The organism is Paratractidigestivibacter faecalis (assembly GCF_003416765.1).
In the GTDB taxonomy this organism is placed as follows: domain Bacteria; phylum Actinomycetota; class Coriobacteriia; order Coriobacteriales; family Atopobiaceae; genus Paratractidigestivibacter; species Paratractidigestivibacter faecalis.
The window spans coordinates 815,408-841,037 of record NZ_QSNG01000001.1; the positions used below are offsets into that span (position 1 = coordinate 815,408).

The 25,630-nt window shown below is 66.7% G+C and carries 25 protein-coding genes and 4 tRNA genes; 2 read left to right on the top strand and 27 right to left on the bottom strand.

Translation table 11 applies throughout. The annotated features are described in order from the left end of the window. Positions 1–70: 70 nt before the first annotated feature. The 19 genes from DXV50_RS03480 to DXV50_RS03570 form a co-directional block, all read right to left on the bottom strand. Positions 71–1,888 (bottom strand): ABC-F family ATP-binding cassette domain-containing protein, encoded by a 1,818-nt coding sequence (locus tag DXV50_RS03480; RefSeq protein WP_117204813.1) that lies wholly within the window; start codon positions 1,886–1,888, stop codon positions 71–73. After that, positions 1,888–2,745 (bottom strand): deoxyribonuclease IV, encoded by an 858-nt coding sequence (locus DXV50_RS03485; RefSeq protein ID WP_117204814.1) that lies wholly within the window; start codon positions 2,743–2,745, stop codon positions 1,888–1,890. The genes DXV50_RS03480 and DXV50_RS03485 overlap by 1 nt, the downstream gene beginning before the upstream one ends. Then, positions 2,746–3,957: a bifunctional phosphopantothenoylcysteine decarboxylase/phosphopantothenate--cysteine ligase CoaBC gene (gene coaBC / locus DXV50_RS03490; RefSeq protein ID WP_117204815.1), complete on the bottom strand. Its 1,212-nt coding sequence runs from the start codon at positions 3,955–3,957 to the stop codon at positions 2,746–2,748. A gap of 2 nt (positions 3,958–3,959) precedes the next feature. Further along, entirely contained in the window at positions 3,960–4,679 is a 720-nt protein-coding gene (locus tag DXV50_RS03495) for a zinc ribbon domain-containing protein (RefSeq protein ID WP_117204816.1), read from the bottom strand. A gap of 63 nt (positions 4,680–4,742) precedes the next feature. Continuing rightward, positions 4,743–5,918 carry a cysteine desulfurase family protein gene (locus tag DXV50_RS03500; protein WP_117204817.1) on the bottom strand — a complete coding sequence of 392 codons (1,176 nt, stop codon included), beginning with the start codon at positions 5,916–5,918 and terminating at the stop codon, positions 4,743–4,745. Positions 5,919–5,925: 7 nt separating this feature from the next. Next, positions 5,926–6,603 (bottom strand): ribulose-phosphate 3-epimerase, encoded by a 678-nt coding sequence (rpe, locus tag DXV50_RS03505; protein WP_117204818.1) that lies wholly within the window; start codon positions 6,601–6,603, stop codon positions 5,926–5,928. After that, on the bottom strand, positions 6,603–7,649 hold the full coding sequence (locus DXV50_RS03510) for an NAD(P)H-dependent glycerol-3-phosphate dehydrogenase (RefSeq protein ID WP_117204819.1): 1,047 nt from the start codon (positions 7,647–7,649) through the stop codon (positions 6,603–6,605). Before DXV50_RS03510 ends, rpe begins: the two co-directional genes overlap by 1 nt. Next, entirely contained in the window at positions 7,649–8,380 is a 732-nt protein-coding gene (locus DXV50_RS03515) for a glycerol-3-phosphate acyltransferase (RefSeq protein ID WP_232817442.1), read from the bottom strand. The genes DXV50_RS03510 and DXV50_RS03515 overlap by 1 nt, the downstream gene beginning before the upstream one ends. Next, positions 8,381–9,712, bottom strand: coding sequence for a ribosome biogenesis GTPase Der (gene der, locus DXV50_RS03520; RefSeq protein WP_117204820.1), 1,332 nt, complete (start codon positions 9,710–9,712; stop codon positions 8,381–8,383). An 85-nt stretch (positions 9,713–9,797) separates the two neighbouring features. Next, entirely contained in the window at positions 9,798–11,177 is a 1,380-nt protein-coding gene (locus DXV50_RS03525) for a DUF512 domain-containing protein (protein ID WP_117204821.1), read from the bottom strand. A 3-nt stretch (positions 11,178–11,180) separates the two neighbouring features. Next, entirely contained in the window at positions 11,181–12,023 is an 843-nt protein-coding gene (ispH, locus tag DXV50_RS03530) for a 4-hydroxy-3-methylbut-2-enyl diphosphate reductase (RefSeq protein WP_117204822.1), read from the bottom strand. Between the two features lie 3 nt (positions 12,024–12,026). Next, on the bottom strand, positions 12,027–12,749 hold the full coding sequence (locus tag DXV50_RS09835; protein WP_232817443.1) for a lysophospholipid acyltransferase family protein: 723 nt from the start codon (positions 12,747–12,749) through the stop codon (positions 12,027–12,029). A gap of 8 nt (positions 12,750–12,757) precedes the next feature. Next, positions 12,758–13,459 carry a (d)CMP kinase gene (gene cmk, locus DXV50_RS09840; protein ID WP_117204823.1) on the bottom strand — a complete coding sequence of 234 codons (702 nt, stop codon included), beginning with the start codon at positions 13,457–13,459 and terminating at the stop codon, positions 12,758–12,760. A gap of 56 nt (positions 13,460–13,515) precedes the next feature. Further along, positions 13,516–14,319 (bottom strand): pseudouridine synthase, encoded by an 804-nt coding sequence (locus DXV50_RS03545; protein ID WP_117204824.1) that lies wholly within the window; start codon positions 14,317–14,319, stop codon positions 13,516–13,518. Continuing rightward, entirely contained in the window at positions 14,312–15,043 is a 732-nt protein-coding gene (gene scpB, locus DXV50_RS03550; protein WP_117204825.1) for an SMC-Scp complex subunit ScpB, read from the bottom strand. The genes DXV50_RS03545 and scpB overlap by 8 nt, the downstream gene beginning before the upstream one ends. Beyond that, on the bottom strand, positions 15,043–15,882 hold the full coding sequence (locus tag DXV50_RS03555) for a segregation and condensation protein A (RefSeq protein WP_117204826.1): 840 nt from the start codon (positions 15,880–15,882) through the stop codon (positions 15,043–15,045). The genes scpB and DXV50_RS03555 overlap by 1 nt, the downstream gene beginning before the upstream one ends. Positions 15,883–15,885: 3 nt before the next feature. After that, the gene (locus DXV50_RS03560) at positions 15,886–16,578 is read right to left on the bottom strand and encodes a site-2 protease family protein (protein ID WP_232817444.1); all 693 of its coding nucleotides are present in this window, start codon (positions 16,576–16,578) and stop codon (positions 15,886–15,888) included. Positions 16,579–16,600: 22 nt separating this feature from the next. Beyond that, positions 16,601–16,897: a hypothetical protein gene (locus DXV50_RS03565; RefSeq protein WP_117204827.1), complete on the bottom strand. Its 297-nt coding sequence runs from the start codon at positions 16,895–16,897 to the stop codon at positions 16,601–16,603. Next, a complete protein-coding gene (locus tag DXV50_RS03570) occupies positions 16,890–18,884 on the bottom strand; it encodes an ABC-F family ATP-binding cassette domain-containing protein (protein WP_117204828.1) in 1,995 nt (664 codons plus the stop codon). Before DXV50_RS03570 ends, DXV50_RS03565 begins: the two co-directional genes overlap by 8 nt. Before the next feature lie 204 nt (positions 18,885–19,088). On the opposite strand from DXV50_RS03570, the gene DXV50_RS03575 reads away from it, so the two are divergent. Together DXV50_RS03575 and DXV50_RS03580 are read left to right on the top strand one after the other, a co-directional pair. Continuing rightward, positions 19,089–21,074 (top strand): acyltransferase family protein, encoded by a 1,986-nt coding sequence (locus DXV50_RS03575; protein WP_117204829.1) that lies wholly within the window; start codon positions 19,089–19,091, stop codon positions 21,072–21,074. A 76-nt stretch (positions 21,075–21,150) separates the two neighbouring features. Then, positions 21,151–21,226, top strand: a tRNA-Ala gene (locus DXV50_RS03580). A gap of 113 nt (positions 21,227–21,339) precedes the next feature. Here the strand turns inward: DXV50_RS03580 and DXV50_RS03585 are convergent. From DXV50_RS03585 to DXV50_RS03620, 8 genes are all read right to left on the bottom strand, one after another. After that, a complete protein-coding gene (locus DXV50_RS03585) occupies positions 21,340–21,855 on the bottom strand; it encodes a P-loop NTPase family protein (RefSeq protein ID WP_198666400.1) in 516 nt (171 codons plus the stop codon). A gap of 34 nt (positions 21,856–21,889) precedes the next feature. After that, positions 21,890–22,486 (bottom strand): hypothetical protein, encoded by a 597-nt coding sequence (locus DXV50_RS03590; RefSeq protein WP_117204831.1) that lies wholly within the window; start codon positions 22,484–22,486, stop codon positions 21,890–21,892. A 94-nt stretch (positions 22,487–22,580) separates the two neighbouring features. Beyond that, positions 22,581–22,656 (bottom strand) — tRNA-Ile (locus DXV50_RS03595). A gap of 44 nt (positions 22,657–22,700) precedes the next feature. Continuing rightward, positions 22,701–22,776: transfer RNA gene (locus tag DXV50_RS03600), tRNA-Ala, on the bottom strand. Between the two features lie 4 nt (positions 22,777–22,780). Beyond that, a tRNA-Val gene (locus DXV50_RS03605) sits at positions 22,781–22,855 on the bottom strand. Positions 22,856–22,941: 86 nt separating this feature from the next. Continuing rightward, a complete protein-coding gene (locus DXV50_RS03610) occupies positions 22,942–23,325 on the bottom strand; it encodes a hypothetical protein (RefSeq protein WP_117204832.1) in 384 nt (127 codons plus the stop codon). A gap of 126 nt (positions 23,326–23,451) precedes the next feature. Next, positions 23,452–24,588, bottom strand: coding sequence for a pyridoxal phosphate-dependent aminotransferase (locus DXV50_RS03615; protein WP_117204833.1), 1,137 nt, complete (start codon positions 24,586–24,588; stop codon positions 23,452–23,454). A gap of 11 nt (positions 24,589–24,599) precedes the next feature. Next, positions 24,600–25,625, bottom strand: coding sequence for an alpha-hydroxy-acid oxidizing protein (locus tag DXV50_RS03620; protein WP_117204834.1), 1,026 nt, complete (start codon positions 25,623–25,625; stop codon positions 24,600–24,602). Positions 25,626–25,630: the final 5 nt, after the last annotated feature.

The following is a 25,630-nucleotide window of genomic DNA, read 5'->3' on the forward strand; positions in this document are numbered from 1 at the left end:
AAACGCGAGGGACAGGCTTTCAACCTGTCCCTCGCTTGCGCAAAAACGAACACGTCCCCAATTTGCGGGACTAGTCGAGGCCGAGGCGGTCGGAGAGCTCCAGCCACTCGTCCTCGAGGTCGGACGTCTGGGCCAGGGTGGCGTCGAGCTCCTGCTGGAGGGCCATGAGCTTCTCGAAGTCGTCCGCGGGGGCGCTGGCCATCTCGGCGCGGAGACGGTCGGGCTCGCCCCGGAGCTTGTCGAGCTTGCGGGTCACCGCGTCAAAGCGCTTCTTGAGCTCGCGCCGCTCGGCGTTGGAAAGGCCGTCTGAGGGCTGCCGCGCGGGCTTCTGCGGCGAGGCAGCGGCGGCGCCAGGCCTCGTGCCGGTAGCGGTGGCGCCTGCCTTGGACAGAATCGAGAGGTACTCGTCAACGCCGCCGGGGCAGTGCCTTACGTGGCCGTCGATGAGGGCGTACTGGTCGTCGGTCACGCGCTCCATGAGGTAGCGGTCGTGGCTCACCACCAGAAGCGTTCCGGGCCAGGAGTCCAGCAGGTCCTCCAGAACAGCGAGCATGTCGGTGTCGAGGTCGTTGCCGGGCTCGTCCAGCACCAGCACGTTGGGCTCGTCAAGGATGACGCAGAGAAGCGCCAGGCGGCGCCTCTGGCCTCCGGAGAGGTCGCGCACGAAGTTCTGGAACTCGCGCTGCTCGAAGCCCAGGCGCTCGCACAGCTGCGTGGGGGACAGCATCTTGCCGCCCACGAGATAGCTGTGCTTGTAGCGGGAGAGGATCTCCAGCACGCGCCAGTCCTCCTTGTCGGAGAGCGCGTCCAGGTGCTGGCTCATCCAGCCGAACTTGACCGAGGCGCCTATCTGCACGGAGCCGCGCGTGGGCTGGAGGTGTCCCGTCATGAGCTTGAGAAGCGTTGACTTTCCCGCGCCGTTGGCGCCGAGGATGCCGTAGCGGTCGCCGGGGCCGATGAGCCAGTCGAGGCTCTCCACCACGGGCGCGCTTGCGCCCGGGTAGGAGAACTCGACGTCCTTCATGGTGATGACCTTCTTGCCCAGACGGCTCACGGCAAGGCGCTTGAGCTCGAGCGGGTTTCTGAGGGGCGGGTCGTTGGCGATGAGGGCTCGGGCGGCCTCTATGCGGAACTTCGGCTTGCTCGTGCGCGCCTTTGCGCCGTGCGCGAGCCAATTGAGCTCCTTGCGCAGGGTGTTCTGGCGACGCTCCTCAATGACGGCGGATTGGCGGTCTCGCTCCACGCGCTGCTGGATGTAGGCTGAGTAGCCGCCCTCGAAGGGCGTGACCTCACGGTCGTGGACCTCCCACATGTGCTCGCAGACCTCGTCCAAGAACCAGCGGTCATGCGTGACCATCAGGAGCGCGCCCTGGCCTTGGGGCCAGCGGGCCTTGAGGTGGTCCGCCAGCCATTCGATGGCCTGCATGTCAAGGTGGTTGGTGGGCTCGTCCATGCATATGACGTCCCAGGTGCCCACGAGCAGGCGGGCCAGGTCGCAGCGGCGGCGCTGGCCACCGGAGAGCTCGCCCACCAGGCCGTTCCAGTCAAGGTCCCCTATGAGCTCGTCCACGATGCCGCGGATGCGCGGGTCGGAGGCCCAGACGTAGTCGGGGGTCTGACCCACCACGGCGTGCCCGACCGTCTCGTCATCGCCGAGCTGGTCGGTCTGGCCGAGGTAGCCCACGTGGATGCCGCCGCGCCAGGTGACCGAGCCCTCGTCGGGCTCCAGGCGCTTGGCCACGATGTCCAGCAGCGTTGACTTGCCGTCGCCGTTCTTGCCCACGATGCCGATGCGCTCGCCCTCGTTGATGCCGAGCGTCTGGTCGCTGAGCACGTGCTTGCCGGGCCACTCGTGCCCGACGTACTCCAGGCCTATGAGGATTCCCACTATCTGACATCTCCCTCGGCTGCAAGCCTGCGCAGCAGCGCGATCTCGCCAGCGTATCCCTGCAGGTCGTTGGGCGTCTCGAGGATCATGGGAAGCCCGGACAGCCTCGGCTCGCCCACGATGGCCGAGAAGGTCCTTACGCCCAGGGCGCCCTCGCCGATGCGCTCGTGGCGGTCCTTGTGCGAGCCCACGGGGTTCTTTGAGTCGTTGAGGTGCAGGGCGCACAGGCGGTCGAGGCCGATGACGCGGTCGAACTCGTCGAGAACGCCGGCCAGGTCAGACGCTATGTCGTAGCCGCCGTCAGAGACGTGGCAGGTGTCCAGGCACACGCCCAGGAGCTCGTCGTGCCCCACGCCGTCGATGATGCGGGCCAGCTCCTCGAAGGTGCGCCCGACCTCGGTCCCCTTGCCGGCCATGGTCTCCAGCAGCACGCGGGTGCTCTGGCCGGCAACCAGGACCTGGTTCAGGCCCTCGCAGATGAGCTCGATGCCCTTGTCGGCGCCCTGCTTGACGTGACTGCCGGGGTGGAAGTTGTAGTAGTTGCCCGGAAGGGACTCCATGCGCTCGAGGTCCTCGGCCATGGCGCGCCGGGCGAATTCGACGGTCTCGGCCTTGGCAGAGCACAGGTTCATGGTGTAGGGCGCATGGGCCACCAGGGGCCCAAAGCCGCTCTTGTCCATGAGCTCGCGCAGGGCGGAGACGTCGGCGGCGTCCAGGGGCTTGGCATTGCCGCCTCGGGGGTTCCTGGTGAAGAACGCAAAGGTGTTGGCGCCGATTTCCAGGGCGGTCCTGCCCATGGCGAGGTAGCCGCCGCTCGTGGAGAGGTGGCAGCCGAGGAAGAGGGTCTTCTCGCTCACCTAGGCACGCCCCCTCAGAAGGTCGCGCGTGGCGTCCAGGACATCGTCTGCCACCTCGGAAAGCGGCCTGGTCTCGCGCTGCGTGACGCCCGCGGGCGAGACGAGCGCGATGCGGCTCGTGTCCGCGCCGAAGGTGGAGTCCCTGCGGGAGACGTCGTTTGCGACGATGAGGTCCGCCCCCTTGCGCGCGAGCTTGGCCTGCGCGTTGGAGAGAAGGTCGTTGGTCTCGGCGGCAAACCCGACGACGACGCGCTCGCCCTTCTGGGAGCAGAGCGAGGCAAGGATGTCCCTGGTCTCGACGAGCTCGATGGAGTCCAGGTGCTCGTGGGCCTTCTTGAGCTTGTGGTCCGCGGGCGCGGCGGGCGTGTAGTCGGCGACGGCGGCCGTGCAGATGGCCGCGTCGCACCCGGGAAACGCCGCCATAGCGGCCTCGTACATCTCCTGGGTGCTCGTGACGTCCATGCGGACGACCCCCTCGGGCACCTCGAGCGCCGTGGGGCCAGAGACGAGCGTCACCTGGGCCCCGCGACGGGCCGCGGCGGCGGCGATGGCGTAGCCCATCTTGCCGGTCGAGGCGTTGGCGATGTAGCGCACGGGGTCAATGGCCTCGTGCGTGGGTCCCGCGGTGACGAGGATCCTGGTGAGCTGGAGGTCCTTCTCCGTGCGCGGGGCGTCGAGGGCGGCCAGGGCCGCAGAGACGATGTCCTCAACGTCGGCGAGCTTGCCCGCGCCCACGTCTCCGCAGGCGAGGCGCCCTTCCACCGGAAGCACGAAGCCGACGCCGCGGGCCCTGAGCGTCCTCAGGTTTGCCTGGGTGGCGGCGTTCTGCCACATGTGGACGTTCATGCCGGGGGCCACCAGCACGGGGCAGGCGGCGGCCAGAAGCGTGGTGCTAAGGCAGTCGTCGGCAAGGCCCGCGGCCATCTTGGCCATGACGTTGGCCGTGGCGGGCACCACCACCACGAGGTCGGCCCACTCCGCGAGGTCCACGTGCGGGATGGCGGTCTCGGGGTAGCCGTAGAGGTCGTCCGCCACGGCGTGCCGGGTGAGGCCCTCGAAGGTGGCGGGCCCCACGAAGCGCTCCGCGTCGGCCGTCATGGTGACGCGCACCTCGCAGCCGGCCTTCTGCAGGCCGCGCAGCACCTCGCACGCCTTGTAGGCGGCAATGCCGCCGCAGACGGCGAGAAGGACGTGCCTGGACTCGGACGGCAAGGCTACTCCCCCTGCTCGGTCGCGATGAGGATGCGGTGGCAGTAGGGGCACTCGGTGACCTCGGGACCGTGGGAGAGGTCGTGGAACTGGCTGGGCTGCAGCTTGACGCGACAGACCGTGGGGACGTTGCCCACCAGGGTCTCCACCGCAAGGCCACGGAAGCGCTTGCGGGCGGCCTCGTAGCGCTCCATCATGGCCGCGCCCACCTGGGCGCTCTCGCGGTCGCGCTCGGCGGAAAGCGAGCGGATGCGGGCCTTGAGCTCCGCGGACTCCTCGTCGTAGGAGGCCTGCGTGGCCTCGCGCTCCGCGTCCAGGCGCTCCAGCATCAGGTTGGCGTTCTTCTCGGCAAGAACGAGCTTGTCGAGGGCCTCCTGGCGCACCGGGAGCTCGAACTCGGTCTTCTCGATCTGCTTGGCAAGGTGCGTGAGGGAGAGCTCGATGTCGCGGACCTCGCGGTGGGTCTTGGTGCCCTCGACGGCCTCCGCCTGGACCTCAGCGGTCACGTCCTTGTAGTGCTGGAGGGCGTCCTTAAGGTCGTCGAGCTCGATCTGGGCGTCCTTGCGCTGGCCCAAGATCTTGGTGAGCTGGCTCTCTACCTTCTTGCGAGCCGCGGCGATGTTCTTGAGCTTTGCCTGCTGGGGCATGCCCGCAAGCGTGGAGGCGTCCTTCAGCAGCGCGAGGTCAATCTCCTGGAGCCTGAGGAGCGCGGTGGATTCGCTCATGGTTGTTCCTGCCTTCCCTATGCCCCGTGGGGCACCGATGTTCCTGTGTTGGTTGATGCGCCGCTACCTTGCGCGGCCCGCTGCCACGATTGCCAGGAGCGCGTCCGCAAAGGCGTCGAGGTCCTCCCTGGGGCACCTCTCGTCAAAGGAGACGCGAAGCGAGCCCAAGGCGTCGTTTCTGGGGATGCCCATGGCCGAGAGCACGTGGCTGGGGTCGCTCGACCCCGACGAGCAGGCAGACCCCGCCGAGACCTCGAAGCCCTGCTGGTCGAGGGCGAGGATGAGGGTCTCGGAGTCCATGGAGGGCACGACCACGCTCACGATGCCAGGCAGGCGGTCTGCGCCCACCTCGGTGCCGGCAGTGGGCCGGATGCCCGTCCCCTCGGCGCAGAGGCGCGCGTAGAGGCCGTGCGCGAGCCCTGCCGTGGCGGCGCGGTTCTGCTCGAGGTTGGCGCAGCACCAGGTGGCCGCCGCCGCGAATGCCAGCGCGGACGAGACGTCCTGCGTGCCGGGGCGTCGTCCCAGCTCCTGGCCGCCGCCGAGCATCATCGGGCGCAGGGGGACGCGGCCGCGCACGGCAAGGGCGCCTATGCCCACGGGCCCGCCGATCTTGTGGGCCGCGACGCTCACCGCGTCGACGTTGGCGAGGTCGAGCGGAATCCTCCCGAACGCCTGGACGGCGTCGGTGTGGAAGAGGGCCCCGGCCGCGTGGGCGGCCCTCGCGAGCTGGCCCACCGGCTGGACCACGCCCGTCTCGTTGTTTGCGCTCATGACGCTTACGAGGGCGCAGCTGGCGTCCAGGGTCTCGCCGAGGAGCTCGGGCGTGACCACGCCGGAGCGGTCGCACTTGGCGAGCCTGACCTCGAAGCCGCGGTCGTGCAGCATGGGCACGAGGTCCAGGATGGAGTCGTGCTCGATGGCGGAGAGCACCACGCAGGTGCGTCGGCGGTCGCGGGAGCGCGCGCCCTCGGCTATGCCCAGCACGGCGAGGTTGTTGCTCTCGGTGCCGCCGGAGGTGAAGGTCACGTCCGCGGGACGGACGCGCCCGCCCAGGCAGCGCGCGAGCTCAGCGCGGGCCCCGTCGAGGGCACGGGCGGCCTGCCTGCCCATGGTGTGCAGCGAGTTGGGGTTGGCGCCGGCGTAGGGCGCCTCCTCGTAGGCAAGAAGCGCGTCTCTTGCCTGCTGGCGCAGGGGCGAGGACGCCGCGTGGTCCAGGTATACGGTTTTGCGCGTCTGCATGCCCGGCCTAGGCCCTCTTTGCAAGGCCGAGCTGGCCGGCGTCCTTGATGGCGCGGATGGCCGCGGCGCGGTCGTCCTTCTTGAAGACGGCGCTGCCGGCCACGATGACGTTGGCGCCCGCGGCGCAGATCTGGCCGGCGTTCTGCTCTGAGACGCCGCCGTCGACCTCGATCATGGGGCTCACGCCGTGCTCCTTGGCAAGCGCGCGCACCTTGGCGACCTTGGCCACGGAGCTGGGAATGAACTTCTGACCGCCAAAGCCGGGATTCACGGTCATGACCAGGACCATGTCGACGTCCTCGATGATGGAGTCGAGCATGCAGACGGGCGTGGCGGGGTTGATGGCCACGGCCGGGCGCACGCCGGACTCGCGCAGGTAGGAGACAATGCGGTGGGCGTGGTTGGTGGCCTCCAGATGGAAGGACACCATGTCGGCGCCGGCCTCCACGTACAGGCGGGTCATCTCGTCGGGGTTGGAGATCATGAGGTGGGCGTCCACGGGGACGTCAGTGGTGGCCTTGATGGCGCGAAGCACGTCCGGGCCAAAGGTGAGGTTGGGGACAAAGTGGCCGTCCATCACGTCAAAGTGCACGTAGTCGGCCGTCTCGATGCTCTTGAGGTCCTCCCCCAGGCGCGCAAAGTCTGCAGACAGGACGGACGGGGCGACAAGAACGTCTTCAAGCATCAGATGATCCCTTTCGATTCGGTTGTTCGGCTCAGGCCGTAGAACTCCTCGCGTGGAAGTCTACCGAGAAGCGACGCGCTGGCGGAAGCAAGGTCGAGCCCATCCACGAGAACGTCATGCACGGCGCAGGTGAGCGGAGCCTCGATGCCATGCTCGCGCGCAAGCTCCCAGAAGCTCTGGGCCGCGTGCGCCCCCTCGACCACCATGCCGGTTCGGGCCTCGTATGCGGCAAGCCCCTCGCCGGCCACGAAGGCCTCGCCGAAGGTCCTGTTGCGGGAGTGCTCGGAGGTGCAGGTGGCCACGAGGTCTCCCATGCCGGCAAGACCCATCGGGGTGAGCGGGCTTCCGCCCAGAGCGTCTGAGACGCGGCCTATCTCCGCGATGCCGCGGGTCATGAGGACGGCCTGCGTGTTGTCGCCGGCGCTCAGGCCGGCCGCGATGCCGCAGGCTATGGCCACGACGTTCTTCATGGCGCCGCAGACCTCGACTCCGGTGACGTCGTCGGAGGCGTAGACGCGGAAGAAGGGGGTTGCCACGAGGCCTCGCAGGCGCTCGCCGACCTCGGGGCTCCCGCAGGCAAGGACGGCGGCGGAGACCTGACCCAGACAAATCTCCTCGGCGTGGTTGGGGCCGGAGAGCACGGCCATGCGCTCGGCGTGCCCCAGCTCGGCGCCGGCGACGTCCAGCATGAGCTGATGCGTGCCCGGCTCCATGCCCTTGGTGAGCACGAGGACGGGCACGTCAGGCGCGACGTGGGGCGCGAGCGCGCGGCAGACGTCGCGCAGGTGCGTGGACGGCAGGGCCAGGACCACGGCGTCCACGCCGCAAAGCGCTGCGGCCGCGTCGCTCGTGGCGATGACGTTGCCCGGCAGCTCGTAGCCCGTGAGGTGACGCGGGTTCCTGCGCGTTGCGTTGACGGCAGACGCCACCTCGGTGCTGCGGCACCAGAGCCTCACCTCTGCCGCCTGGCTGGCCATGAGGCCGGCGAAGGCTGTCCCCCAGGAGCCCGAGCCCACGATGCAGGCCGTGAGAAGCCCGGCCGCCACTAGCGGGCGCCTCCCTGGCCTGAGCCATCGGTGGCGTCGGAGCCGCTCTCGGGCTTCTCGCCGTCCTTGTGGAAGGCGAAGCGACGCTCCTCGCCGCGGGCGAGCTTCCTGATGTTGGAGCGGTGCGCCCAGATGACCACCAGGGCCACCACCACGATGGGCGCCACGGAGATGAGCGGGAAGCCCCAGAGGGCGCACTGGATGGGAAGCGACGCCGCGGCGCAGACCGAGCCCAGGCTCACGTAGCGGGAGGGCACGGCAAAGACCAGGAACACCACCAGAAGGCCCAACGCGACGGGCCACCACAGGCCCAGGGCCGCGCCAAAGCCCACGGCTATGCCCTTGCCGCCGTGGAAGCCCAGGAATGGCGAGAAGACGTGACCCAGAATGCAGCCCATGTAGACCAGGGAGAGCGAGGCGCCAAAGACCGTGGTGTGGTCAAGGGACGCGGCGTCGCCGCCAAAGACCAGTGCCGCCAGCACCCAGCGGGCGAGCAGCATCCAGACCAGGCCCTTGCCCAGGTCGCACAAAAGCGTCAGGGCCGCGGCCTTCTTGCCCACGCTGCGGGCCACGTTGGTGGTCCCGATGTTCCCGGAACCGACGGTGCGCACGTCCACGTGACCCTCGCGCTTGGCGATGACGAGGCCGAAGGGAATTCCGCAGACCACGTAGGCGCCTAGCGCAAGGGCCAGGGTCCACACGCAGAAGGTGAGGTTTGTGGTGAGAAGCACCTACTTCTCGCCCCCCTCGTTCTTCTGACGGAAGCGCATGCGGATGGGGGTGCCAGTGAGCTCAAAGCGTTCACGGATGCGGTTCTCCATGAAGCGCTCGAAGTTGTCGTCCACGAGGTCGGGGGCGTTGCACCAGAAGGAGAGCGCGGGCGGCTTGGAGCCGGTCTGCGTGCAGTACTGGATCTTGAGGCGGCGGCCCTTCTCGGAGCGGGTGTGGCCACCCTCGCGAATCTCTGCCAGCAGGTTGTTGAGCTCCGAGGTCTTGAGCTGCTGGGCGCGGGCCTCGGCGGCCTTGACGGCGGCAGCCAGGACCTTGTCGGTGGCGCGGCCGGTGAGGGCCGAGATGTTGATGAACGGGATCCACGGGGCGAAGGCCATACGCTTGCTGAGCGAGGTCATGACCTCGTCGCGCTTCTGCTGCGAGTCGATGAGGTCCCACTTGTTGAGGAGAAGCACGATGCCGCAACCGCGGTCGACGGCCATGTTGGCCACCTTCTGGTCCTGCTCGGTCACGCCCACGGTGGCGTCGACCACGAGCAGGCAGATGTCTGCGCGGTCGATTGCCTGCAGGCCGCGGACCAGGCTGTAGTACTCGATGTCCTCGTGCACCTGGCTCTTCTTGCGCATGCCGGCGGTGTCGACCAGCTTGATGGGCATGCCCTTCCACTGGATGACGGTGTCGATGGCGTCGCGCGTGGTGCCGGCCACGTCGGAGACGATGGAGCGCTTCTTGTTGGCGAGGCGGTTTGCCAGCGAGGACTTGCCCACGTTGGGGCGCCCGACGATGGCGATGGAGAGCATGTCCTCCTCCTCGTTGGCCTCCTCTTCCTCGGGGAAGCAGGCGACGATGTCGTCGAGGAGGTCGCCGGTGCCGTAGCCGTGGGAGGCGGACAGCGGGCGCGGCTCGCCGACGCCCAGAGCGTAGAAGTCCCACAGGCCGTCCTGCTCGCTCGCGGGGTCGTCCTTCTTGTTGACGATGAGGAAGACGGGCTTGTCGACGCGGCGGACGATGCGCGCGACCTCCTCGTCCTCGTCGGTGATGCCGGTGGCACCGTCAACAACGAAGACGATGACGTCGGCCTCCTGGCAGGCAAGAAGCGCCTGCTCGCGGATGCGCGGGGCGAAGACGTCCTGGGACTTGACGGACTCGATGCCGCCCGTGTCGATGATCACGAAGTCGCGGCCGTTCCAGTCGGCCTCGTGGTAGGAGCGGTCACGGGTGACGCCGCGGCTCTCGTGGACGATGGCCTCGCGAGAGACGGCGATGCGGTTGACGAGCGTGGACTTGCCCACGTTGGGGCGGCCGACCACGGCTACGATGGGCTTGGACATGGATTCTCCTAGCTCTTAGACAGACAGAGCAAGGATAGCATGCCCCCTCAGCCCCTAGGAGCTGGGATTCTGCCGTCGATGAGCCCTAGACCAAAAGACCATGCAGGCAGTCAAGGAGCTTGCCGGGGCTGGGCTCGCTAATCACGGGCGTGCCGCCACGGAGGGAGATCTCCTCCAGGATGTGGGCCTGCGTGTCCCCGTCAAGGGTCACGTGGTCAAAGTTGAACATGACCTCGGGCAGGACCACCACGGTGTCGGAGAGGTTGTCCGCCAGCTGCGCCAACAGGTCGCAGCTCACGATGAGGCCGGTCACGTTTACGTCCCCGCCAAAGTAGTCGTTGCGGATGGCCTGCGTCCAGACGCGCCCCTCCGGCGAGAGGAGCCCGGCAAAGACGGCGATGGTCTTCTCGGCCGCTTCCCCGCAGACAAGGAGGACCCCGAGGCCCCGCTCCGCAAGCGCGGCGTCCACGGCCTTGCACTCCCCCGCCCGCTCGGAGCGCACGAGGGCGGACTCGTCGAGAAAGCTCCTCAGCATGCCGATGCCGTCGTAGAACTGCGGGTAGCCGTCGTAGGTCTCCGCGGGAGGGACGGGCAGGTCGGCGTCCACGTAAAACTCATCGGAGAGCTGGAAGCGGGTGTTGCCCAGGGCCTTGCGAGCGCGCTCCTGGTAAGGCTCGATGAGACGCACGACGGCGCGACTGGCCTCGACGTCGTCAGAGAAGCTGCGGTCGAAGCGCTTGGAGTGCTTGGTGTAGCCCATGGGCACGATGGCAAGGCTCGTGATGTTGGAGCGCTCCTCCACCCAGTCGAGCGTGCGGTGGAGCTCGTCGCCGTCGTTGAGCCCCGGGCACAGGACGATCTGCGCGTGTACCTCCACGCCCGACTCGCACAGGGCCTCCAGGACCTCGACGCCGCGGGCGGCATGAGCTCCGATCATCTTGCGCCGCACGTCGGGCGATATGGCGTGGATGGAGACGTTCATGGGCTCCAGGCCGCAGGTGACGATGCGCTCCACGTCCTCGTCGGTGACGTTGGTGAGCGTAACGAAGTTGCCCTGCAGGAACGAGAGGCGGTAGTCGTCGTCACGCAGGGTGAGCGTGGCGCGCACCTCCTTGGGAAGCATGGCCATGAAGCAGAAGACGCAGGCGTTCAGGCACGTGCGTATGCCGTCGAAGAGCACGTCGGTGAACTCGATACCCCAGTCCTCGCCGGGCTCGCGCTCGAGCTCGCAGGAGGCGGTGGTGCCATCCGTGGGGTCAAAGACCTCGAGGTCGCACCAGCCGCCGTCCGCCTCCCAGCGCCAGTCGATGATGTCTTTCGGCTCGACGCCGTTGACCGTCACGATCCGCATGCCGGGCTCTATGCCGGCGTCCCAGGCGGGGCTTCCCTCCTCCACGCGGGCCACCCAGGCGCCGTCGGCCTGGGGGCGGGTGGAGGCGTAGTCCGCGCGCTTCTGCTCTGCCATGCGCTAGGCTCCCAGCATCTCTTGGATGGCGCCCCGCACGGCCTCGATCTGGCTGGCCGGCGTGGAGGCGCCCGCCGTGATGCCGATGACATCGGCTCCCTCGAACCACTCGGGGAGAACCTCGTCCGCGCCCTCGATGTGGTGCGTAGCCGGGCAGAGCCCGCGGGAGATCTCTGCCAGGCGGGTGGTGTTGGCCGAGATGCGCCCGCCGATGACCACCATGACGTCTGCCCTGGCGGCAAGCTCGGCGCAGGCGCCCTGGTGGCCGCTCGTGGCCTCGCAGATGGTGTTCATCACGCGGACCTCCTCGGCCTTGGACAGCAGGAGCGACACCACGTCGGCAAGGCGGGCACGGGACTGCGTGGTCTGGACGACAACGCCGAGCTTCTTGCAGGGGGCCAGGGCCTCAGCCTCCTCGGCAGTTCCGACGACGATGGCGCCCGGAGCGTGCGGGAGCGTGGCCTCCACCTCGGGGTGGCCCTTCTCGCCGACGACGACCACCTGGTAGCCCTCGTCAGCAAGGCGACGGGCGGCCAGGTGGACCTTCTTCACAAAGGGGCAGGTGGCGTCAAGAACCTCACTGCAGAGTGAGCGGGCGCGCGCCTCCTCGTCGGGGGTGACGCCGTGGGTGCGCAGCAGCAGCGTGCCGCCGGCGGCCTCCTCGGGGTTGGAGACGACGGTCACGCCGCGGGCGGCAAGGTCGCTCACGACGCGCGGGTTGTGGATGAGGGGGCCGAGGGTATGGACGGGACCCGTGGCCTCGTCGGCCGCGTGCTCGACCATCTGGAGGGCGCGCTCCACGCCGTAGCAGGCACCCGCCTCGGAGGCAATAACGATGCGTGCCATGGGCTACTCCAATCCGGGGTGGGCCTGGCGCAGCTCGTCCCTGAGCTCGAAGACGCGGCCCATGCCGACCTCCTCCATCTTGGCCACCTGCTCGCGGCGCTTGGGGGCGTCGATCTCTGCCCACTCCACGGGACGGCCGGCCCTGAGCCAGACGCGGGAGCGGAAGCGCAGGTTGCGGGCGCCGATGACGGCAACCGGCTGGACGGGCGCCTTGGCCATCTGGGCCATGAGCGCATAGCCGCCGTGGACCTCCGCGTCCGCGTCGTCCTTGACGCGGGTGCCCTCGGGGTAGATGAGCACGCACTCGCCGCGCTGCAGCATCGCGCGGGCGCGACGGATCAGCTTCATGTCGGCGGTTCCGCGCGAGACCGGGAAGCCGCCCACGCGAGAGAAGAGCCAGGTGGCGATGCCGATCTTATCGAACTCGCTCTTGTAGACAATGCGCGTATGGATGCCGGCGCGCCACAGCGTGACCACCATGATGACCGGCTCGACCATGGACTCGTGGTTCTGGATGATAACGCGACCGCGGGCTTCCTTGGTCAGCAGCTCCGCCTCCTCGATCTTCCAGGGCCACACGAGCTTGGTGAAGGCCCAGCAGGCCGCCACCACGATGTTCATGAGCACACGGGCCGTCCAGGGAAAGTCCGCCATGGCGTGGTCGTAGTAGTCCTCGTAGGAGTTGCCCGCAAAGGCGCGCATCTTGGTGCTCTTCTGGTCAGACATGGGGCCTCCTAGGCGTTCGCGCGGGCGAGAAGGGCCGGCGAGAGGGACGCGATCTTCCGGACGACGTCCTCAAAGCCCATGTCGGAGGAGTCGACGATGACGGCGTCCTCTGCCGGGCGCAGGGGCGAGGTGGCGCGGGAGGAGTCGTAGTCGTCGCGGCGCTTAAGGTCCGCCAGGATGCGGCGCTCCTCCTCGGGGTCGGCCGTGGCCGCGGCGTCTTGGGCGAGGTTGCCGCCGCTGCGCTGCACGGCGCGACGGCGGGCGCGGGCCTCCGGGCTTGCGGTGAGGAAGACCTTGACGTCTGCCGCGGGGAAGACCACGGTGCCGATGTCGCGGCCCTCGGCCACCACGTCGCCGGTCTCCCCCACCTTGCGCTGGAGGGCCACCATGACCTCGCGCACGGCCGGGTTGGCCGAGACCGGCGAGACGGCGAGCTCCACCTTGGGCGTGCGGATCTCCGCCGTGACGTCGCGCCCGTTGGCGATGACGGTCTGCCCGGCCTCGGAGGTGCCGAACTCGATGACTGTCTCGCGGGCGACCTCCGCCACGGCCGCGCTGTCCTCCGGGTCAACGCCCAGGCGAAGGCACTCGGCCGCCACCGAGCGATACATGGCTCCCGTGTCCAGGAAGGTGAGGCCAAAGCGGTCGGCGATGGCGTGTGCGATGGAGGACTTGCCGGACCCGGACGGCCCGTCGATGGCTACGATCATTGCGCTGCCTTTCCAGTGAGAAAAAGGGACAATCCCTATTTCTTGTCTCTTGTGTCTTAGCGGGTACAGAGGGACTCGAGGGCGCTGACCTCGGTCTCGTCGAGCTCGCGCCAGTGGCCCTCATCCACCCCGGTGAGGGCGAGGGGACCGAAGGCGTCCCTGTGGAGGCGCAGCACGCGGTGCCCCACGGCCATGAGCATCTTCTTGACCTGGTGCTTCTTGCCCTCGTGGATGGTGAGGGCCACCACGGAGTTGGGGTTGCCCCCACCGTCGACGCCCGCGCCGTTGGGGGCCACCACGGAGAAGAGTGGGTCGGACTCACTGAGGAGCTCGGCCTTTGCGGGAGCCGCGGGCCCCTCCTCAAGCATGACGCCGCGGCGCAGCTCGTCGAGCTCGCGCCTGGTGGGAACGCCCCTCACCAGGGCCACGTAGTGCTTGTCGACGTGGCGGGAGGGATGCAGGAGCTCCTGGCCCAGGTTGCCGTTGGTGGTGAAGAGCAGAAGCCCCGTGGTGTCCGTGTCCAGGCGCCCTACCGGGAAGAGCCCCGGGAACTCCTTGGAGGGAACGAGCTCGGCCACCGTGGGACGGCCCTGGGGGTCGCTCATGGTGGTGATGTAGCCCTGCGGCTTGTAGAGCATGACGTAGCGGCTGCGCTCCGTGATGGAGCAGGGCCTGCCGTCAACCGTCACCACGTCGACGCTGGGGTCCACCTTGCTGCCGAGCTCGCTCACCACGACGCCGTTGACGCGCACGCGCCCCGAGGTCATGAGGCGCTCCGAGCCGCGGCGGCTCGCCACGCCGGCTCGCGCCAGGAAGCGCTGCAGCCGCATGGGGACGATCCTCTCGCCCTCGTCAAGCATCCTCGGACACCCCCTCGCCGCCGTCCCCAGGCACCTCGTCAGGCGAGAAGCCCGTCTCGCCGTCGGTCTCCCCCAGGTCGCCGCCCAGAAGCTCGCGCTCGTCCTCGATGTCGTCCATGGCGTCCTCGAGCGTGGACTCCATCTGGCGGCCCGAGAGGCGCTCGCGGATGAACTGCTTGGACTCCTCGTCGGGGGCAAAGTCCTCCAGCGGCGGAAGCTCGCGCAGGGACTTGAGGCCAAAACGCTCAAGGAAGAGGCGGGTGGTGCCATAGAGTATGGCCTGGCCTCGGTCGGCCTCGTGGCCGCACTCGCGCACGAGGCCCTTCTCCTTGAGGGAGCCGATGACGCCGTCGGAGTTGACGCCGCGGATGGCGCGGACGCCCTCGCGCGTCACGGGCTGGTGGTAGGCGATGACGGCCAGGGTCTCCAGCGCCGCCTGGGAGAGCCTGCGCGTGTCCCAGGAGAGCACGTAGTCTGCCACCTGGTCATGGTAGGCGGGGTGCGTGAAGAGGCGCCAGCCGCCGGCGACCTCGCGCAGCTGGAAGCCGCGGTTTGCCTCCCGGTACTCCACGGATAGCTCCGCCAGGGCACCCGCCACCTCGGAGGGAGCGGCGCCCGTCGCTCGGGCGAGCTCGGTTGCGGCCACGGCGTCGTCAGACACCAGGAGAAGTGCCTCGAGCAGCGACTTCAGCGTGTCGGAGCCAAGGTTCTCTAGGTCTTCCACTACTCGTCCTTTCCGAGGGCCTCGGCGTCCGTCTCGTCAAGCTCGGCGAGAACCGACTCGTCGAGCTCGTAGGCGTCCGCGCCCTCGATGTGCGTGATCTCAATGTCCCCGAAGAGCTCGTCCTGGCGCACAGTCACCATGCCGCGCTTGAAGAGGTCGAGGATGGCCAGGAAGTTGACGACGACAACCTCGGGGGTGGTGTCGCCGTCCAGGAGCTGGCTGAAGCTCAGGTGCCCCATGCTGCGCACAAGGCGGTCCACGGAGGCCACGGTGAGGGCCACCGGCAGGCGCTTGGGCGCGATGTGCTCCGCCTCCAGAAGAAACGTCTCGCGGCGGCTGTCTATGTCCGCGCAGATGACGGCAAGGCTTCGCAGGCTGATGCCCTCGAGGTAGTCGGGCATGAGGTTCAGGAACTCGGGGTCAGGACCCACGGTGCGGGGCAGCATGCGCCCCTCGGCCTCAAGGCGCGCGCCCAGCGCGGCCCCGGCGCTCCTGAACTGCTTGTAGGCGATGAGCCTGGCGATGAGCACCTCGCGTGCCTCGTCGGGAGAGAGGCCCCCGAGGTCCGCGTCGTCCTCGTCTTCGACGTCCGCATTGCGGGAGACGGGCTCGGCGGGAACGAGGGAGGCCGCCTTGATGTCCAGCAGCGTGGACGCGACCAGAACGAAGTCGCTGGCCACGTCAAGGTCGAGATCCTCCATGCGCTCGACCTCAGCTAGGTACTGGTTGGCGACCTCCGAGATGGAGATTGAGCCGATGGTGACCTTCTGCCTGGTCACGAGCTGCAGGAGCAGGTCGAAGGGGCCGGAGTAGGACTGGGTCCTCACCTTGAACGACATGCGCTACACCCCCGAGAGCAGAAGGTCGTAGAGGTTGCCGGCCGTGAGGTCCAGGAAGGCTCCGAGCGGGTCCACGCCAAGAAATTCGGGCAGCACGTAGAGCAGGATGAGGAGGATGGGCATGGCGTAGTGCTGGATGCGGTAGTACTCCATCTTGGCCTTCCCCCTGAGGAGCGGCAGCAGCAGCTTGGAGCCGTCGAGTGGCGGCAGCGGGATCAGGTTGAAGAACGCAAGCGTCAGGTTGACGTAGACGTAGGTGGTGCAGACGCGCATGGCCCAGAAGAGTGCCTCGTAGGGCACGTTGCCCGCGACGACGGCGCCATACCCGAGGTTCCAGACGGCGTAGACGAGAGCCGTGCCCAGCAGGGCCTGCAGGATGTTAGAGACGGGCCCCGCCAGCGCGACGAGGGCGTCGTCCTTGCCCGGATGGCGAAGGCGGCGCGGGTCATAGGGCACCGGCTTGGCAAAGGCGAAGACCGGGCCGCCCATGGCCGCCATGATGAGCGGCAGCACTATGGAGCCAAACCCGTCAAGGTGGGCCCTGGGGTCAAGCGTCAGGCGCCCGGCCTCCTTGGCGGTGGGGTCGCCGAGCCTCAAGGCCATCCAGCCGTGGGCCACCTCGTGCACGATGGCAGAGAACATGACCAGGGCCACGCTGATGGCCATGGAGACAAGGCGTTGGGTGGAATAGAGCAAGCGAGACTCCCCTCTCGTGGCGCTAGCGCAACGAGGATGAAAGACGGCTGAGCAGCCAGTCGAAGATCAAAAACACTATAGCAGCTAGGGCAAAGTCCCCGTGGAAGACCCCGCCAAAGGGCGTCTGGAAGACAAAGAGCCCGCTGATGGCGCCGGGGAGCGCGCGCAGGACGGCCCCGTTGACGCCCAGCAGCGCCGAGCGGGGCGCCCCGATGAGCACGGCGTCGCAGACGGTGAGGGCAACGAGCAGCCATGCGAGCACGCGGCAGGCCACGGCAAGGGCGTGCGCCGCGCCCGCGCCCGTCACGGCCCTACGCATTGGCTGCCTCCTCGAGCTTCTCGGAGAGCTCGAGCCACTCCTCCTCGAGGGCGGGAATCTTCTTTGAGAGCGCCGTGTACTCTTTCATGCACTCGTCGAACTTGGCCGCGTCGTTGTAGAGGGCCTCGTCGGCCATGAGGGTCATGAGCTCGTCGTAGCGCTTGCGGGCGGGCTCAAGGGCCTTCTCGACCTGCTTCAGGCGGTCGCGCTCCTTCTTGAGGGCGCGGTTGCGGCGGTTTCTCTCCTCCGCCTCCGCGCGGCGCTGCTCCTTGGTCTTGACGTTTCTGCCCTGCGTGGCGTCAGCCTGTGGGGCGCTTGCCGCGGCAGCCGACCTTGCCGGAGCGGCGGGAGCCTCCTGGCCGCTCGACCGGGCCTCCAGCTCCGCGCGCTTGAAGAGGTAGTAGTCGTAGTCGCCGTCGTAGATGGTGACCTTGTGGTCGCGGACGTCCACGACCTTGTTGGCAACGGCGCGGACGAGGTGCTCGTCGTGAGAGATGAGCACTATGGTGCCCGGAAACTCCACGAGGGCGCGCTCGAGGACGTCGACGGAGTCGATGTCAAGGTGGTTGGTGGGCTCGTCCAAGAGCAGCAGCGGGTTGGGAGAGACGAGCATCTTGGCCAGGGCCAGGCGGGCCCTCTCGCCGCCGGAGAGCACGCCCACGCGCTTGTCCACGTCGTCGCCGTGGAAGAGGAAGGCGCCCAGCAGGCGACGCTCCTCGGAGGTGGTCCAGGTGGGGGCGGCGGCGTCCATCTCCTGCATCACGGTGTTGGCCTCGTTGAGCTGCTCGAGCTGGTGCTGGGCGTAGTAGGCCTGGGTGACGTTCTGGCCGAGGCTGACCGTGCCCGCATCCGGCGCAAGGCGGCCGTTCACAATCTTCATGAGCGTGGACTTGCCGGCGCCGTTTGGGCCGACGAGGGCAACGTGGTCACCGCGGTAAAGCGTGACGTCGACGTCGGAGTAGACGTGGTTCTCGCCAAATGACTTGGAGATGCCCTTGAGGCTGATGACCATGTCACCCGTGCGCGGCGGCTCGGGGAAGCGGAAATGGGCGCGCTTGGAGCCCTCGGGCAACATGACGAGCTCGCTCTTGATCTGCTCGATCTTCTTCATGCGCTCCTGGGCCTGGGCGGCCTTGGTAGGCTTGTAGCGGAACTTGTCGACAAACACCTGCATGTGGGCGATCTCTCGCTCCTGGGCGGCGCGCTTGGCGCGCATCTGCTCAAGGTTGTCCTCGCGCTGCTTGAGGTAGGAGCTGTAGTTGCCCGTGTAGGTGGTGATGCGGCGGTTCTCCACGGCGGCCACGTGGCTCACGCAGGCGTCCATGAAGGCGCGGTCGTGGCTGACAAGGAGCACCGCCCCGTCGTAGCTGGAGAGGAAGGACTCGAGCCACTTGACGCTCTCGAGGTCCAGGTGGTTGGTGGGCTCGTCGAGCATCAGAAGGTCGGGGTGGCGCAGGAGCAGCTTGGAGAGGGAGATGCGCATCTGCCAGCCGCCGGAGAAGTCCTCCGCAGGCTTGTCGAAGTCCTCGACGGGAAAGCCCAGGCCAGAGAGGATCTGGCGCGCGCGGCTCTCAAGCTCGTAGCCGCCCAGCCGCTCGAAGCGGTCCTGGGCGTGGCCGTACTGCTCCAGAAGGCGGTCGAGCTCGGGGCCGGGCTCGGTGACGGAGATCTTCTCCTCTAGCTCAGAGACAAGGCGCTCGTAGCGCTTGACCTCCTGGGCGCTGTCGACGACCTCGGCAAGGGCGGTCTTCTTGCCCGCGAGCTTTGTCTCCTGCTCCAGGTAGCCGACGGTGGTCTCCTTGGCAAAGGTGACGGAACCCTCGTCGGCGGGCTCGAGGCCCATGAAGATCTTGAGGAAGGTGGTCTTGCCGGAGCCGTTAGGGCCGACAAGAGCCCAGCGCTCGCCAGCGTTGAGCTGCAGCGTTGCCTGGGAGTAGAGGGTGCGTCCGCCAAAGGACTTTGAGACCTTGTCTGCGAGTGCGATCAATGCGGTAATCCTTGTGCTCGAGAGTTCCAAACGGTCATAAGTATATGCGCCCGGAAGGCCTCCTTCGCATATGCCTACGGAAAGACCAAGGGCGAGCGCATTGCCTCGCTTTGCCGCGCACTCAGGCAGTCGACTTGGGATAGTCTGAAATGCGTTTGAGAATTCCGCCGGGCTCACTCTCCCGGCAGCAAAGGCAGGTTCCATATGACAGAGACACCCATCCAAGACGTCTCCCAGAAGTCCCCGGCGGCAAGGTCCCCGCGCTCCCACTACGTGGGCGCGCTCGACGGCCTGCGCGTCCTGGCGATTCTTGCGGTCCTGGTCTACCACGCAAACCCGAGCTGGCTTCCTGGCGGCTACTTTGGCGTGACGGTCTTCTTCGTGCTCACCGGCTACCTCACCACGCTCTCCATAGAGCGCGAGATCGGTCGCGCGGGACGCCTCGACTACCCTCGCTTTGTCCTGAAGCGCGTGACGAGGCTTTTGCCCTCCATGCTTGCCGTCGTGGGCGTGACCACGATGCTGTGCGTGTTCCTGGCTCCCAACCTGCTTCCCAAGGTGAAGTCCGACGCCGTCCCCGCGCTCCTCTTTGTGGAGAACGTCTTCTACATAGTGAGGAACGTCTCCTACTTTGCCAACGCGGGACTCCCCTCTCCCCTCACCCACTTCTGGTACCTCGGCGTCGTCATACAGTTCTATGTAATCTGGCCGCTCGTCCTGCTGGGGATGCGCAAGGTCGTGAGGTCCCGCCGCATGGCGTGCTCGGCCATGGGCATACTTGCCATTGCCTCTGCGGTCCTCATGGCCGTTCTCTACGACCCCACCGGAGACACCGCCCGCATCTACTACGGACCTGACACGCGCGCGGCCGAGCTTCTGCTGGGTGCGCTTGCGGCCCTGTGGACCGGTGGGCACGGGCTCAACCTGCGGGTGCTTCCCGCGGTGGGGCCGCGCCTCAAGGATGCGCCCGCCTGGACCTGCGACGCGGTGGCGCTTGCCTGCCTGGCGGGCCTTGGCGTCATGTGCTTCTTGCTCAACGGGTACTCGGAGTTTGCGTACCGCGGCGGCATGCTTCTGGCCGCGGTCCTCACGGCCGTCCTGGTCTCTTGCCTCTGCAGGCCGCAGAGCGCCCTGGCCCACGTGCTGGGGGCGCGGCCCGTGGCCGAGGCCGGCAAGCGCGCGTTTTCCGTCTACCTCTGGCACTACCCCCTGCTGGTGGTCCTCAACCCGGCGACGAGAACCACCGAGCTTCCCGTCTGGGGGTGGGCGCTTGAGTTCCTTCTCATCTTTGCCTGCGCCGAGGCCTCCTACCAGCTCTTCGAGAAGGGCCGGGGTCCTCGGGATCTCGCCGGGCGCCCCATGCCCCTGGGCCTTGCCGTGCCGCAGGTGGCGTTTGGTGCCCTGGGCGTCCTCTGCGCCCTTGTGCTTCTCTTTGTGCCCATCCCCGCAGAGCAGACGGGCGTCCCCACCGAGATGCAGCAGATGAGCGCCGAGGAGCAGCAGTACCTGGCCGAGCAGCAAGCCGCAGCCGAGGCCGCCCAGTCTGGTGAGGGCGCAAACGCTGCCTCCGAGAGCGGCAACGACGCCCAGACGGCCAAGCCCCAGCAGGACAACACCACCTTTGACGTGAGCGGGACCTACTTTGCGGGCACCGCCTTTGCGGCCGCAATCGACCAGATAAACGCCACCAGCTTCACCGTCGACTCCAGCACGGGCGCCACCAACGCGAGCGTCATCCTCATCGGCGACTCCGTTCCAGCGGGAGCGATCACGCAGTTCTACAAGTACTTCCCCAACGGCTACATCGACGCGCAGGTGGGCCGCCAGCTCTATGCGGGCGTGGACGTCTACCGCCAGTGCCAGGCCAACGGTCACGATGGCGACGTGGTGGTCTGGGCCATCGGAGACAATGGCGTGGCCCGTGAGAGCCAGGTCAAGGAGCTCATCGATGCGGTGGATCCATCCAAGCACGTCTACCTCTGCACCGTCCGCGTGCCGCTGGCCCTGCAGGACATGAACAACCAGCTCTTCAAGGACGTTGCCGCCCAGTACGACAACGTTGACGTCATCGACTGGTACGCACAGAGCGCCGGCCACGACGAGTACTTCTGGAGCGACGGCACCCACCTCAGGCCGGAGGGTGCCGAGGCCTACGTCCTCATGCTCAGAAAGGCAATTACGGGACGGTAGGCGCTCTTGGCAAAATCTGATTTGACACTTGCGCACCGCAAATTGCCTTGCTATAGTTCTTCTCGCACCAACGCACGGGGAATTAGCTCAGTTGGGAGAGCGCGTGACTGGCAGTCACGAGGTCAGGGGTTCGAACCCCCTATTCTCCACCATGTTTTGTCAGAGGCTCCGGATTCAATCCGGAGCCTCTTTTTTCGCTTCGCATCCTCGTCGTTCCCTTCCTAAATCGACATTTATACTTATCTGAAGGGCATCATTTGTCGATTTAGGAAGGGAACGGACTAGAGCCCCTCAGATAGCGGTCAAGCTGGCGTTGATTGCGAATCACAACCACCTTTTCGGGAAACTGACTCTGCGTACGTCGATAGAGGCCCCGCCTTTGCCTTGTGCGGCCATCCCACAAAATCCAGCGAATGAACTCCCAGTCGATCTTCTCGTCGCAGCCCTCGGTCATGTCGGGACGGTTGGTTCCCTTGTTGATGCGGTAGCGTCTGAGGCACCGAGAAAGACAGTCCAGCCTCCCAAAGAGCAGCTGGACGATGACGTCGGCCTCCTCGCACCTACGCTCGTAACTCAGGGCCTTGTAGTTGCCGTCAATCACCCAACCATCGGGATGCTCGTTGAGAAAGGTCTGGACGATGCGCTGCTGCCCCGCCTTGGCCCGAATCTTCCATCCCGGCAGAAACTGAACGGCGTCCAGGTGAAGGGCGGGAAGCTGATAGCGGTCTTGGAGTTTGCGGCAGATGGTAGATTTGCCGGAACCGCTGTAGCCAATGACCATGATCTTTATAAGCGCTCCTGCCCGTTTTCAAGTATTAGCAATTGCTGGCTATGCAGTCGTCCACCCACTGCTTGACCCTCAGCGCGACTTCCTGCTTAGACATGTTGTCGACAAACAGGTAGTCAACGTTGTCCATCTTTGAGAACCATGCCCTCTTTAGCGGCATCAGGTGCTTCAAATTGTATTCGAAGGAGTTCCTAGCTCTGGTTGAATCACCCTGTTTGCGCTGTCTGAGCGTGGCGCCTGATGCATCCAAGAACAGGATTCGCGCAGGCATGCACTTCCTGATGCTTGTGAGCTCATCTTTTAGCGCCTTCTCAATATCCCAGTCCTTACCGATGGCCTTGGGATAGTTAATGGTGTGGAATTCGATCTCTTCCGCCCCAAAATCCATTACGGTGCAGGGACAATCCTTGACTCGCCCGTATCGTCTGACCTCGTTGTCTAGCCATAGCCTCTGAATCTCAAGGTAGTCTTCGTACTTGTTCTTATCGAGCTTTCGGTCTCTGATAGCCTGGACGACTTCCGAGTTCTCCTCATAGCTTACGTTCACATAAGAAGCGTTCTCGCACAGGTAGTTCAGGGCCGTCGTCTTGCCCACAGCCATGCATCCCTGTAGCGACAGCACCATGCGAGGCCCTTTCTGATTGGCAAAATCCTCAATGCAGAGAAACGACGAACCCGACTCGCCTAGCTTGGAGAGTCGGGTTCGGATGCGGGTAATATGGTGGGCCCAGCAGGATTCGAACCTGCAACCCAGGGATTATGAGTCCCCTGCGCTAACCGTTGCGCCATGAGCCCGTATGAAAAAGGCGACGACCAGAAGCCGCCGCCTTTAGTTTACATGGTGGAGAATAGGGGGTTCGAACCCCTGACCTCGTGACTGCCAGTCACGCGCTCTCCCAACTGAGCTAATTCCCCAAAATGGTGGGCGATGCTGGATTCGAACCAGCGACCCCTTCCGTGTGAAGGAAGTGCTCTACCCCTGAGCCAATCGCCCGCGCAAGAAAGAACTATACACAAAGCCCGACAGGAATGGAAGCACCAATTTTTGAAAAATGGGGATTCACACCCTGACCTGCGCTTCTATGCCGACTTGATGGCCTTGGCGGCCTTGGCGGCCACGATGGCAAGGACCATGCTGCAGACGGTGCAGACGACGGAGGTGACGACGGTCAGGGGATCCTCTGCCTTGTGGCTCAGGAGACAGTAGCCAAGGACGACGGCGCAGAAAAGGGGCGACCAGCTGGCCTGCTTGGCAAACTCGGGGATGTTAGACGGGACGTTAGCTGCACGGGCGCCGTTGAAGCCGTACCCAACAACCTCCAGGGACATCGCAAGGAACAGGCACTTGAAGGCGAGCTCGTAGGAAGTGGTGGCAAAGACGTAGACGCTGATGGCCAGGCCGACGATGCCGATGACCAAGCAGGCGAGGCTCACCATCTTGACGCTCTTGGACTCGGGTGACATGGAACCTTCTTTCCGGGCGTGGCGCCCTTCTAAGAATCTGATGACGGGGCAGAGTTTAGACCCAACCGGTGGCAAATCTGCCATCGGTTGGGATGCGGAAGCGTGACTGAACGGCTACCCCCTCCCCTATAGCCGGGCGAGAAAAGCCTCGATGCGGTCGAGGCCAAGCTTAAGATCGGCGTCGCTCACGCAGTAGGACAGCCTCATGAAGCCCTCGGCTCCAAAGCAGGTGCCAGGCACGCACGCGACGCCCGCCTCCCGTATGAGGCGCTCGCAGAGCTCCTCGGAGCCCACCCCAAGGCTGCGCACGTCCGGAAAGGCGTAGAAGGCGCCCGCAGGCCTCTGGACCGGCAGCCCCATCTGCTCCAGGCGAGCGACCACGTAGTCGCGCCTGCGGCGATAGGTCTGACGCATGGGCTCAACGTCGCAGCCAAGCGCCACGACGGCCGCCTCCTGCAGAAACGACGGCACGCTAGACACCAGGTACTGGTGCATCTTCTGGATCTGCGACTTGAGCGCGGGCGCCGCCGCAAGCCAGCCGAGCCTCCAGCCCGTCATGGCCCACGGCTTGGAGAACGAGTCCACCACGACGGTCTGGTCCCTCAGCTCCGGGTGACGCGAGGCAAACCGCTCGTAGCCCTCCTCGTAGCAGAGGCGGTTGTAGACGTCGTCGCAAACCACCGCGAGACCGCGCTCGGCCGCCACGCCAGCCACCGCGTCCAGGGACTCCGAGTCAAGGACACAGCCGGTGGGGTTGTTGGGGCTCGTGATGACGATGGCGCGGGTCCTGAGTCCCACCACGCCTCGCAGGTCCCTCTCGCGAATCTGAAAGCCGGAGCGGGAGGTGTCCAGGGTCGCCACGCGCCCGTGAGCGGCACGGACGATGGTCTCATAGAGACCGAAGGCAGGCGTGGGCACCACAACCTCGTCACCGAGATCTAGGATGGCCATGAGCGTGGCGGAAAGCGCCTCCGTAGCGCCGCAGGTCACTACGAGCTCGTCGGGTACGTAGCCAAGCCCCTGACGCCCCATGTAGGCCGAGAGAGCCTCCAAAAGCTCGGGCCGCCCGTTGTTGGGCGGGTAGTGCGTCTGCCCCTTTGCCAGCGAGCGCGCGACCGCCTCGCACACTGGGGCCGGCGTCGGGAACTCGGGCTCCCCCAGGGTGAGCCTCACGCAGCCATCGACCTCGGCTGCCAGCGCGTTAAAACGCCTGATGCCCGAGGTGGCGAGAAGCGCGAGGTCGCTGTTGGTGCTTGTCTCCACGCGTCTCTCCCCTACCGGTACAGCATGTCGGGGCGGATGTCGGCCACCGTTGCGGCACCGCACATCTCCATGGCGTCGGAGAGCTCGCCGGCAAGCTGACGCAGGTAGTCGCGGGCGCCCTGCTCGCCTCCGCCGAAGATTGCCACGACGAAGGGGCGGCACACGAGGCAACCATTGGCACCCAGCGCAAGCGCGCGGAAGACGTCGAGGCCGCTCCTGATGCCTCCGTCAACAAGGACCTCGGCGTCATTGCCCACCGCATCGGCGATGGCAGGAAGGACCGTGGCTGTGGCCGGCACGCCATCCAGGACGCGGCCTCCGTGGTTGGATACCACGATGGCGTCGACGCCGGCGCGAAGCGCGCGCTCGGCCGAGCCGGGGGTCATGACGCCCTTGAGGACGAAGGGCGTGCCCGCGTCGTGGCAGACGGCGCAGATCTCGGCCAGCTGACCCTCGTCCTTGGCACCCGCGGGCGGCTGCTGGCCGCGCAGGAAGGGCAGGCCGGCGGCGTCGATGTCCATCGCCACGGCGGCGGGACGCGCGGCCAGGGCCTCTCCGAGCTTGTGCTCGAGCGTGACGGGGTCCCAGGGCTTGACCGTGGGGATGCCCTGCCCGCCGAGCTGGCCGATGAGGGCGGTCGCGCGCGTCATTATCTCCCCGTTGAGGCCGTCACCGGTGAGGGCGAGCGTGCCCTCGGCCGCCGCGGCGCGCAGGGCGCACTCGTTGTAGGTCACGGTGTCGTACTTCTGGCCGTAGTGGCGCTGGACGTCTCCCACGGGCCCGATCATGACCGGCAGGGAGAGGTCCTGGCCAAGCAGCGTCGTTGAGGTGGACGCCTCAAAGGTCGCATGCACGCAGTCCATGTTTACGAGGACCTGCTGCCAGGCCTCGTGGTTCCTGATGGCAACGGTGCCCGTGCCCTTGGCGCCGGGCCCAGGGATGGTGCCCTTGCAGCCCCGGCCGTCACAGGTGGGGCAGGCACGGCAAAAGGGGCCGATGTTTCCGCGGGCAGCCGCGGCAAGCTCCTGATAGTCCATGGCGA

Coding starts and splice junctions, on each gene's coding strand:
- DXV50_RS09835 (WP_232817443.1), bottom strand. CDS start 12,749: ATGTCTGACCAGAAGAGCACCAAGATGCGCGCCTTTGCGGGCAACTCC.
- DXV50_RS03555 (WP_117204826.1), bottom strand. CDS start 15,882: ATGTCGTTCAAGGTGAGGACCCAGTCCTACTCCGGCCCCTTCGACCTG.
- DXV50_RS03590 (WP_117204831.1), bottom strand. CDS start 22,486: ATGGTGCTGTCGCTACAGGGATGCATGGCTGTGGGCAAGACGACGGCC.
- DXV50_RS03610 (WP_117204832.1), bottom strand. CDS start 23,325: ATGTCACCCGAGTCCAAGAGCGTCAAGATGGTGAGCCTCGCCTGCTTG.
- DXV50_RS03575 (WP_117204829.1), top strand. CDS start 19,089: ATGACAGAGACACCCATCCAAGACGTCTCCCAGAAGTCCCCGGCGGCA.
- DXV50_RS03620 (WP_117204834.1), bottom strand. CDS start 25,625: ATGGACTATCAGGAGCTTGCCGCGGCTGCCCGCGGAAACATCGGCCCC.
- DXV50_RS03545 (WP_117204824.1), bottom strand. CDS start 14,319: ATGCTTGACGAGGGCGAGAGGATCGTCCCCATGCGGCTGCAGCGCTTC.
- ispH (WP_117204822.1), bottom strand. CDS start 12,023: ATGGCACGCATCGTTATTGCCTCCGAGGCGGGTGCCTGCTACGGCGTG.
- DXV50_RS03525 (WP_117204821.1), bottom strand. CDS start 11,177: ATGGCAGAGCAGAAGCGCGCGGACTACGCCTCCACCCGCCCCCAGGCC.
- DXV50_RS03495 (WP_117204816.1), bottom strand. CDS start 4,679: ATGAGCGAATCCACCGCGCTCCTCAGGCTCCAGGAGATTGACCTCGCG.
- der (WP_117204820.1), bottom strand. CDS start 9,712: ATGTCCAAGCCCATCGTAGCCGTGGTCGGCCGCCCCAACGTGGGCAAG.
- cmk (WP_117204823.1), bottom strand. CDS start 13,459: ATGATCGTAGCCATCGACGGGCCGTCCGGGTCCGGCAAGTCCTCCATC.
- DXV50_RS03585 (WP_198666400.1), bottom strand. CDS start 21,855: ATGGTCATTGGCTACAGCGGTTCCGGCAAATCTACCATCTGCCGCAAA.
- rpe (WP_117204818.1), bottom strand. CDS start 6,603: ATGCTTGAAGACGTTCTTGTCGCCCCGTCCGTCCTGTCTGCAGACTTT.
- DXV50_RS03565 (WP_117204827.1), bottom strand. CDS start 16,897: ATGCGTAGGGCCGTGACGGGCGCGGGCGCGGCGCACGCCCTTGCCGTG.
- DXV50_RS03500 (WP_117204817.1), bottom strand. CDS start 5,918: ATGCAGACGCGCAAAACCGTATACCTGGACCACGCGGCGTCCTCGCCC.